We start from the raw sequence: 4642 nt of genomic DNA, 5'->3' as shown, positions 1-4642 counted from the left end.
GTGCGCGGCGAGCGCGGCGAGCGCCGAAGGCGGATCGGGGACGATGACGGCCGGCGCGCCCACCGGCCGGGCGGCGAGCACAGCGGGCGCGCCGGCGGCGACGGCGGCGGCGGCGAAGTCGTGCCCGTCGACCCGGCTGCCGGCCAGGGCGACGAACAAGGCGCCGTCGCGGACCTCGCGGGAGTCGACGACGACCGAACGCACCGTGACGCCCGGGTCGGGCACCGCGTCGAGCCGGCCGCCGGTCGCCGATGCGACCTCGGCCAGGGTCAGCGGGATCATCTCCTCTCCACCGAGGAGAGCGCGGCGCGCAGGGCGACCCGATCGTCGAAGGGGGTCACCACCCCCGCCTGTTCCTGGCCCGGCTCATGACCCTTGCCGGCGACAACGACGGCGTCCTGAGGCCCGGCCTCGGCCACGGCGGCCGCGATGGCCGCGGCGCGGTCCGGTTCGACCAGGACCGTAGCCGTAGCCGAGTCCGTAGCCGAGTCCGTAGCCGACAGCGCCGTGACCCCGGCGAGCATCTGGGCGAGGATCTCCGCCGGATCCTCCGAGCGCGGATTGTCGTTCGTGAAGATCGCGATGTCGGCGAGTGTCGCCGCGGCAGCCCCCATCAACGGGCGCTTGCCGCGGTCGCGGTCGCCACCGCAGCCGAGCACGACGATGACCCTGCCCTTCACCAGCGGGCGAACCGTCTCTAGCAGCGTTGTGACCGCGCCCGGGGTGTGCGCGAAGTCGACCAGGGCCAGGAACGGCTGGCCGGCGTCGACCCGCTCCATCCGGCCGGGCACCCCGGGCAGGGAGCCGATCCCCGCCGCCGCCGTGGCCGGGGGGACCCCGACGGCGACGAGCAGCGCCAGCGCGCCGAGCGCGTTGGCGACGTTGAAGGCACCGGGCAGCGGCACCGACAGAGCCACCCGCAGCCCGTCCGGGCCCTCGGCGCGCAGCAGCGTGCCGGTCGGCCCGTAGGAGACGTCCCGGGCCGTCCAGTCGGCCGGCCCCTCGACGGCGAACGTGATCGCGCCGGGATGCCGTTCGGCGAGCCGGCGGCCCCACCGGTCCGCCACGCCAATCACCGCGACGGCGGTCCGGGCCGGGTCGAACAGGGACGCCTTCGCCACGAAGTAGTCCTCCATGGAGGAGTGGAAGTCCAGATGGTCCTGGCTGAGGTTGGTGAACACCGCCCCGGCGAAGTGCAGGGCGTCGGCCCGGTGCAGGGCCAGCGCGTGGCTGGACACCTCCATCGTGGCGGCCCCCACGCCACGCTCGACCATCGTGGCGAGCAGGGCCTGCAGGTCGCTCGCCTCCGGGGTGGTGCGGGCGGAGGCCAGCCGTTCGTCGGCGATCCGGGTCTCGATCGTGCCGATCAGGCCCGTGGTGTGGCCGGCGGCGCGCAGCCCGGCGTCGAGCAGGAAGGCCGTGGTCGTCTTCCCGTTGGTGCCGGTGACGCCGAGCAGGCGCAGCGCCGCGGAGGGATCACCGTAGATCCTCGCCGCCACCGGGGCGAGGTCGCGCCGTGGATCGTCGCTAACAAGCACCGGGACTCCCCCGGGGGGGCCGGCCGGCACGACCGCGATCCGGCGGGCGCCCTCGGCGTCGGTGAGCACGGCGACGGCGCCGCCGGCCACCGCGGCGGCCGCGAAGGCCGCACCGTGCGCGTGGGCACCGGGCAGTGCCGCGTGGAGGTCGCCCGGCCGGACCGCACGCGAGTCGTGGGTGACGCCGTGCACGATCACGTCCGTGTCCGTGTCCGCACGCGTGCCCGACGGCGAATGTCCCGCATCCGCGAACGCCGCCGGCTCCGGGACGGGCGCCGCGGCCGCGAGCACCGCGCGCAGATCGGCGAGGCTACACGCGGGCGGGGCAGCCGGTCGAGGTGCCGGAGAGGTCACGGTCACGACCTTAGTGGGGGCGGGCACGGCCATCCCCACGGGCGCCCGAGCACGGCGGTGGTCCAGCCGGCCTTCCCCGCCCGCCACGTCCCGGCGCGGATCGCGATCATCTGTCCAGGTCGAGCAGGAGCGGTGCGGGCCTGGTGATCGGCTGTGGCACGCCGAGGGTGGTCAACGCGAAGGACATGACACGTTGGAACACGGGCGCGGCGACCTGACCGCCGAAGTAACCCTTCTTCGGGTTGTCCAGGACGATCTCCACCACCACCCGCGGATCATCCGCCGGGGCGAACCCGATGAACGAGGGAACGTAGCCCTGGTAACCGCCGTGCACCGGGTCGGGCCGTTTGGCGGTGCCCGTCTTGCCGGCCACCCGGTAACCGGGAACCTCGGCGAGCGGCGCCGTGCCCTCGTTCGTCGCCACCGCCTCGAGTATCCGGGTGAGCGTGGCCGCGGTCTGCGCGCTGACGACGCGCTGACCAGGCGGATGGGGAATCACCTTGACGACGCCGTCCGGACCGGTGATGGCGTCGACGAGCCGCGGGGTCACGCGAACACCGCCGTTCGCGATGGTCGCGTACACCGAGGCCATCTGGAGCGCCGTCGCCGACATGCCCTGCCCGTAGGAAATGGTGGCGGCCTGGCTGCCCGACCAGTCCCGGGCGGCCGGCAGCAGGCCGGTGCCCTCGCCGGGGAAGTTCAGACCCGTACCGGCACCGAGCCCGAACGAGCGCAGCGTCTGCTCCAGCCCGATCCGCCCGACCCGCTCGGAGATCTCCACGGTGCCGATGTTGCTGGAGCGGGCCAGGACGCCAGCGGCGGTGAGATGTTCGACGCCGTGTGGCTCGGAGTCCTCGATACGTACCCCGCCCCGGGTGATGGACGGCGGGATGGTCATCGGGGTCTCGGAAGTGATCAGACCGCGGTCCAGCGCCGCGGCCATCGTGATCACTTTGTTGACGCTGCCGGGCTCGTAGGCGTCCCGCGTGGACCGATTGCCCAGCGCCGGGGTGTCCCGGGCGGTGATGTTGTTCGGGTCGAACTGCGGCGAGTCGGCCATCGCGAGGATGTCCCCAGTGCGGGGCTCCATCACGACGACCATGCCGCCGTCGGCCTCGGAGGTATGGACCGCGTCGGCGATCGCGTTCTGAGCGTTCCACTGGATGTCCCGCTCGAGGGTCAGGCGCAGCGAGGAACCCGGGATCGGGTCCTTCTCGCGGCTCTGGCCCGAGGGGATCTCGATGCCCGCCGGGTTCGCCTCCAGCCAGCGAAGGCCGTCGGTACCGCGCAGCACCTTGTCATACGCCAGCTCCAGCCCGCCGCCGCCCTCGAGGATGTCACCATCGCCGTGCCGCATGAACCCGATGACGTTCGCGGCCAGTTCGCGGGACGGGTAGGTGCGTCCGCGTTCCTCGGTGATGCCGATACCGCGCAGCCCCAGGGCGCTGACCTTCTCCGCCACGTCCGGAGTGAGCCCGCGGGCAAGGTAGACGAACTTGATGTGGTCGGCCGGGTCGGTGGTGAGCCGTCTGCGCAACGCCTCGGTGCTGTCGTCGAGGACCGGCGCAAGCTTCGCGGCCGTCCCCGCGATGTCCCTGACGTTCGTCGGGTTCGCGTAGACGGCCCGCAGCTCGACGTGCTGCGCGAGCGTGTGGCCCGCCCGGTCGGTGATGGCGCCGCGCGCCGCGGGCAGCACGATGGTCCGCAGCCGCTGGGCCTCGGCCTGGGCCGCGTAGGTGGAGGCGGAGAAACCCTGCAGCTGGGTCAGGCGCAGCCCGAGGACGCCGAGGACCGCGCACATGAGCACGATGGACACCCGCAGCCGCCGGCGCGGGCTGCCCAGCCGGTAGGCGCGACGGACCCGGGGGTGCCGCGGCCGGCTGACCCGACCGGGACGCCGGGGCGCCGAGCCCGGCCGGCCCGCATACCGGCCGTCCGCATACCGGCCGTCGTGGTCCTCGTCGCCGTACTCGTCCGCACCGGGCCCGTCGCCGGCCCCCCGACCCGGATCGTCGACATCCCGCCGCAACCGACCACCATACACGGAGGGTGGCGGTAGAGGAACAAGGCGTAGCCGTCCGCGACCGCGCCGGGGGGAGCCCGGGGGCGTCGAGCTCACTGCCCGGCTCCGGCCTTTCCCGCCGCCCCGATCGCGGCACCACCGGCCGCCGGACCACTGGGCGCGGCACCGTCCGTCCCGGTGGCGGGAAGGCGGGCGTGGGCGGTTCCGCCGGCACCGGTGGTGCCACCCGCCGTCGCGCCGGCCGCTGGCTGACCGTTCTTCCCGGGACCGCCGTTCTTCCCGGGACCGCCGGCCGGACTCGGGCCGGGCGATGCGGGCACGACGATGAGGACGGATCCGCTGCCCGGTTCCCGGGTCAGGGTCCGGGAACCAGCGGGCAGCGGAGCGCCCGGCGGAAGGTATGCCGGTACCCCGCCGGGGATCATGCCGTAGCGGGAGGCCTGCGCGGCCAGCGACGCCGGATCGGAGAGCTGGTCGGCACGCACCGACAGCGACTGTTCCTCGTCCGCCAGCGCGGACGCCCGATTGCGCAGAGTGTTGGCCTGGAACGAGTTCTCCATCAACGCCAGGTTCAGCAGCAGCAGGCAGAGCAGACCAGCGGCCAGCAGGAGCAGCAGCAGCACGACGAAGGGACCCTTGCGGCCCCCGCCCGGCGCCGGCCGGACCACCGCGAGCCGCGCCCGGCGCGGCGCCCGGCGCGGCTGCGGGTCGATGGCCGGAGCGGTCG

The 4642-nt window shown here is 74.1% G+C and carries 4 protein-coding genes; all 4 read right to left on the bottom strand.

The features are described from left to right. Positions 1-282: Mur ligase domain-containing protein (locus ACY45C_RS14835; RefSeq protein ID WP_462188189.1), on the bottom strand; the 282-nt coding region annotated here is incomplete at its 3' end. Then, a complete protein-coding gene (locus ACY45C_RS14830; protein WP_462188196.1) occupies positions 279-1925 on the bottom strand; it encodes a UDP-N-acetylmuramoyl-L-alanyl-D-glutamate--2,6-diaminopimelate ligase in 1647 nt (548 codons plus the stop codon). The genes ACY45C_RS14830 and ACY45C_RS14835, both read right to left, overlap by 4 nt. Positions 1926-1998: 73 nt before the next feature. After that, on the bottom strand, positions 1999-3921 hold the full coding sequence (locus ACY45C_RS14825) for a peptidoglycan D,D-transpeptidase FtsI family protein (RefSeq protein ID WP_462188188.1): 1923 nt from the start codon (positions 3919-3921) through the stop codon (positions 1999-2001). A gap of 86 nt (positions 3922-4007) precedes the next feature. Then, positions 4008-4642, bottom strand: a 635-nt coding sequence (ftsL, locus tag ACY45C_RS14820; RefSeq protein ID WP_462188187.1) for a cell division protein FtsL, incomplete at its 5' end; no start/stop codon positions are given.

The sequence above is a fragment of the Frankia sp. CcWB2 genome, from assembly GCF_977927585.1.
The sequence above is the reverse complement of the archived record's forward strand: the minus strand, read 5'-3'. Positions and strand labels throughout refer to the sequence as shown.